At 58.0% G+C, this 5,274-nt stretch carries 3 rRNA genes; all 3 read left to right on the plus strand.

Going from position 1 to position 5,274, the window contains the following annotated elements:
- Window positions 1–87 precede the first annotated feature (87 nt).
- The 3 genes from RR3_RS24430 to rrf all read left to right on the plus strand — a co-directional run bounded on the left by RR3_RS24430 (window position 88) and on the right by rrf (window position 5,263).
- A 16S ribosomal RNA gene (locus tag RR3_RS24430) occupies window positions 88–1,610 on the plus strand.
- A gap of 298 nt (window positions 1,611–1,908) precedes the next feature.
- Window positions 1,909–5,041 (plus strand): 23S ribosomal RNA (locus tag RR3_RS24435).
- A gap of 105 nt (window positions 5,042–5,146) precedes the next feature.
- A 5S ribosomal RNA gene (rrf, locus tag RR3_RS24440) occupies window positions 5,147–5,263 on the plus strand.
- Together the 16S, 23S and 5S rRNA genes form the textbook arrangement of a ribosomal RNA operon.
- Window positions 5,264–5,274 lie beyond the last annotated feature (11 nt).

The following is a 5,274-nucleotide window of genomic DNA, read 5'->3' on the forward strand; positions in this document are numbered from 1 at the left end:
CAGTGTTTTTGCTAGTTTGAGTTTTTTGCTAGTGATTCGGCTCTACGCTTATGGCTGATCGGCCCTTCGGGGTTTGATTGAGAGTCTTCAACGGAGAGTTTGATCCTGGCTCAGGACGAACGCTGGCGGCGTGCTTAACACATGCAAGTCGAACGATGAAGCCCAGCTTGCTGGGTGGATTAGTGGCGAACGGGTGAGTAACACGTGGGTGATCTGCCCTGCACTTCGGGATAAGCCTGGGAAACTGGGTCTAATACCGGATAGGACCTCGGGATGCATGTTCCGGGGTGGAAAGGTTTTCCGGTGCAGGATGGGCCCGCGGCCTATCAGCTTGTTGGTGGGGTAACGGCCCACCAAGGCGACGACGGGTAGCCGGCCTGAGAGGGCGACCGGCCACACTGGGACTGAGACACGGCCCAGACTCCTACGGGAGGCAGCAGTGGGGAATATTGCACAATGGGCGCAAGCCTGATGCAGCGACGCCGCGTGAGGGATGACGGCCTTCGGGTTGTAAACCTCTTTCAGTACCGACGAAGCGCAAGTGACGGTAGGTACAGAAGAAGCACCGGCCAACTACGTGCCAGCAGCCGCGGTAATACGTAGGGTGCGAGCGTTGTCCGGAATTACTGGGCGTAAAGAGCTCGTAGGCGGTTTGTCGCGTCGTCTGTGAAAACCCGCAGCTCAACTGCGGGCTTGCAGGCGATACGGGCAGACTTGAGTACTGCAGGGGAGACTGGAATTCCTGGTGTAGCGGTGAAATGCGCAGATATCAGGAGGAACACCGGTGGCGAAGGCGGGTCTCTGGGCAGTAACTGACGCTGAGGAGCGAAAGCGTGGGTAGCGAACAGGATTAGATACCCTGGTAGTCCACGCCGTAAACGGTGGGCGCTAGGTGTGGGTTTCCTTCCACGGGATCCGTGCCGTAGCTAACGCATTAAGCGCCCCGCCTGGGGAGTACGGCCGCAAGGCTAAAACTCAAAGGAATTGACGGGGGCCCGCACAAGCGGCGGAGCATGTGGATTAATTCGATGCAACGCGAAGAACCTTACCTGGGTTTGACATACACCGGACCGCCCCAGAGATGGGGTTTCCCTTGTGGTCGGTGTACAGGTGGTGCATGGCTGTCGTCAGCTCGTGTCGTGAGATGTTGGGTTAAGTCCCGCAACGAGCGCAACCCTTGTCCTGTGTTGCCAGCACGTAATGGTGGGGACTCGCAGGAGACTGCCGGGGTCAACTCGGAGGAAGGTGGGGACGACGTCAAGTCATCATGCCCCTTATGTCCAGGGCTTCACACATGCTACAATGGCCGGTACAGAGGGCTGCGATACCGCGAGGTGGAGCGAATCCCTTAAAGCCGGTCTCAGTTCGGATCGGGGTCTGCAACTCGACCCCGTGAAGTCGGAGTCGCTAGTAATCGCAGATCAGCAACGCTGCGGTGAATACGTTCCCGGGCCTTGTACACACCGCCCGTCACGTCATGAAAGTCGGTAACACCCGAAGCCGGTGGCCTAACCCCTCGTGGGAGGGAGCCGTCGAAGGTGGGATCGGCGATTGGGACGAAGTCGTAACAAGGTAGCCGTACCGGAAGGTGCGGCTGGATCACCTCCTTTCTAAGGAGCGTCTGCCCACACACCCCCGAACAGTCGGGGCGCGTGTGCGGCCAGAGACCGATTGTCCCCGCATGTGGGACACGGTTGCTCATGGGTGGAACGCTGACAACCATCCCTCGTCGGAGTCCTTCTCACACAGGAGGATTCGAGGGGTTATATCGGTGCACTGTTGGGTCCTGAGAGAACACGCGAGTGTTCGATCAGCGACGATGCCTGTCAAAGCTTCTGCCGGTCGGTGGGGTGAGTAGTGGGTGTTGTGTGTTGTTTGAGAACTGCACAGTGGACGCGAGCATCTTTGTTGTAAGTGTTTATGAGCGTACGGTGGATGCCTTGGCACCAGGAGCCGATGAAGGACGTGGGAGGCTGCGATATGCCTCGGGGAGCTGTCAACCGAGCTGTGATCCGAGGATTTCCGAATGGGGAAACCCAGCACGAGTGATGTCGTGTTACCCGCGCCTGAATATATAGGGCGTGTGGAGGGAACGTGGGGAAGTGAAACATCTCAGTACCCACAGGAAGAGAAAACAACATGTGATTCCGTGAGTAGTGGCGAGCGAAAGCGGAAGAGGCTAAACCGCGGGTGTGTGAGAGCTGGCAGGCGTTGCACTCGTGGGGTCGTGGGGCCCTTCTTCCCATCACTGTCATGGTGGGCGAGAGTAAGAAACCGGTGTGTTAGTCGAAGTGGTCTGGAACGGCCCGTCGTAGAGGGTGAGAATCCCGTAGACGAAAACATGCCGGCTCTCGTGGAGGGTGCCCGAGTAGCAGCGGGCCCGTGAAATCTGCTGTGAATCTGTCGGGACCACCCGATAAGCCTGAATACTCCCTGGTGACCGATAGCGGACTAGTACCGTGAGGGAAAGGTGAAAAGTACCCCGGGAGGGGAGTGAAATAGTACCTGAAACCGTGCGCTTACAATCCGTCGGAGCCTTCGAGCAGTTTGGTCTGCTGGGGGTGACGGCGTGCCTTTTGAAGAATGAGCCTGCGAGTTAGTGGCATGTCGCGAGGTTAACCCGTGTGGGGTAGTCGTAGCGAAAGCGAGTCCGAACAGGGCGTATCAGTGGCATGTTCTAGACCCGAAGCGGAGTGATCTACCCATGGCCAGGGTGAAGCGACGGTAAGACGTCGTGGAGGCCCGAACCCACTTAGGTTGAAAACTGAGGGGATGAGCTGTGGGTAGGGGTGAAAGGCCAATCAAACTCCGTGATAGCTGGTTCTCCCCGAAATGCATTTAGGTGCAGCGTCGCGTGTTTCTCACCGGAGGTAGAGCTACTGGATGGTCTAGGGGGCCCACAAGCTTACCGAAATCAGCCAAACTCCGAATGCCGGTGAGTGAGAGCGCGGCAGTGAGACTGCGGGGGATAAGCTTCGTAGTCGAGAGGGAAACAGCCCAGATCGCCGGCTAAGGCCCCTAAGCGTGTACTAAGTGGAAAAGGATGTGGGATCGCTGAGACAACCAGGAGGTTGGCTTAGAAGCAGCCACCCTTGAAAGAGTGCGTAATAGCTCACTGGTCAAGTGGTTCTGCGCCGACAATGTAGCGGGGCTCAAGTACACCGCCGAAGCCGCGGCACTCACACAACACCCACTCGTTTCTGCGGAGACGGGTGCAGTGGTGTGGGTGGGTAGGGGAGCGTCGTGCCGCCGGGGAAGCGCCGGAGTGATCCAGGTGTGGAGGCGGCGCGAGTGAGAATGCAGGCATGAGTAGCGAAAGACGAGTGAGAAACTCGTCCGCCGAATGACCAAGGGTTCCTGGGCCAGGTTAATCCGCCCAGGGTGAGTCGGGACCTAAGGCGAGGCCGACAGGCGTAGTCGATGGACAACGGGTTGATATTCCCGTACCCGTGTGAACGCGCCCCTGGTGAATCAGTGATGCTAACCGTCCTGAAGCCGGCCGGTTCCTTCGGGAATCGGTCGTGTGGATGCACGGGACCCGATCTGGTAGTAGCCAAGCGATGGGGTGACGCAGGAAGGTAGTGGGGCCGGTCAGTGGTTGTACCGGTGTAAGCCTGTAGGGCGTGACATAGGCAAATCCGTGTCGCACGAGCCTGAGAGGTGATGCGTAGCCGAATGAGGCGAATTCCATGATCCTATGCTGCCGAGAAAAGCCTCTAGCGAGCTTTCACACGGCCCGTACCCCAAACCGACACAGGTGGTCAGGTAGAGAATACCGAGGCGATCGAGAGAACTGTGGTTAAGGAACTCGGCAAAATGCCCCCGTAACTTCGGGAGAAGGGGGACCGGCCCTGGTGAAGACCTTCGCGGTCGGAGCTGGGGGTGGTCGCAGAGACCAGAGAGAAGCGACTGTTTACTAAAAACACAGGTCCGTGCGAAGTCGTAAGACGAGGTATACGGACTGACGCCTGCCCGGTGCTGGAAGGTTAAGAGGACCGGTCAGCGGAGCGATCCGCGAAGCTGAGAATTTAAGCCCCAGTAAACGGCGGTGGTAACTATAACCATCCTAAGGTAGCGAAATTCCTTGTCGGGTAAGTTCCGACCTGCACGAATGGCGTAACGACTTCTCTGCTGTCTCAACCACAGACTCGGCGAAATTGCATTACGAGTAAAGATGCTCGTTACGCGCGGCAGGACGAAAAGACCCCGGGACCTTCACTACAGCTTGGTATTGGTGTTCGGTTCGGTTTGTGTAGGATAGGTGGGAGACTGTGAAGCGGTGACGCCAGTTACCGTGGAGTCGTTGTTGAAATACCACTCTGATCGTATTGGACCTCTAACCTCGGACCCTGATCGGGTTCAGGGACAGTGCCTGGTGGGTAGTTTAACTGGGGCGGTTGCCTCCCAAAATGTAACGGAGGCGCCCAAAGGTTCCCTCAGCCTGGTTGGCAATCAGGTGTCGAGTGCAAGTGCACAAGGGAGCTTGACTGTGAGACCGACAGGTCGAGCAGGGACGAAAGTCGGGACTAGTGATCCGGCACCGGCATGTGGAAGCGGTGTCGCTCAACGGATAAAAGGTACCCCGGGGATAACAGGCTGATCTTCCCCAAGAGTCCATATCGACGGGATGGTTTGGCACCTCGATGTCGGCTCGTCGCATCCTGGGGCTGGAGTAGGTCCCAAGGGTTGGGCTGTTCGCCCATTAAAGCGGCACGCGAGCTGGGTTTAGAACGTCGTGAGACAGTTCGGTCTCTATCCGCCGCGCGCGTTAGAAACTTGAGGAAGGCTGTCCCTAGTACGAGAGGACCGGGACGGACGAACCTCTGGTGTGCCAGTTGTCCCGCCAGGGGCACGGCTGGTTGGCTACGTTCGGAAGGGATAACCGCTGAAAGCATCTAAGCGGGAAGCCTGTTCCAAGATGAGGTTTCTCACCCCCTCGAGGGGGTAAGGCCCCCGGCAGACCACCGGGTTGATAGGCCGGAACTGGAAGTGCGGCAACGCATGCAGGTGACCGGTACTAATAGGCCGAGGACTTACCACGAAGAAGCTACGCGTCCACTGTGCGGTATCTGAAACAGCACACACATCAGATACCGAAGCCCGACAAGGGTATTCGAGAACTCTGATGCGTGACGTTTCGCAGAGTTACGGCGGCCATAGCGACAGGGAAACGCCCGGTCCCATTCCGAACCCGGAAGCTAAGCCTGTCTGCGCCGATGGTACTGCACCCGACAGGGTGTGGGAGAGTAGGACACCGCCGAACACCCGTTACCG

The organism is Rhodococcus ruber NBRC 15591 (assembly GCF_001894945.1).
In the GTDB taxonomy this organism is placed as follows: Bacteria; Actinomycetota; Actinomycetes; order Mycobacteriales; family Mycobacteriaceae; genus Rhodococcus; species Rhodococcus ruber.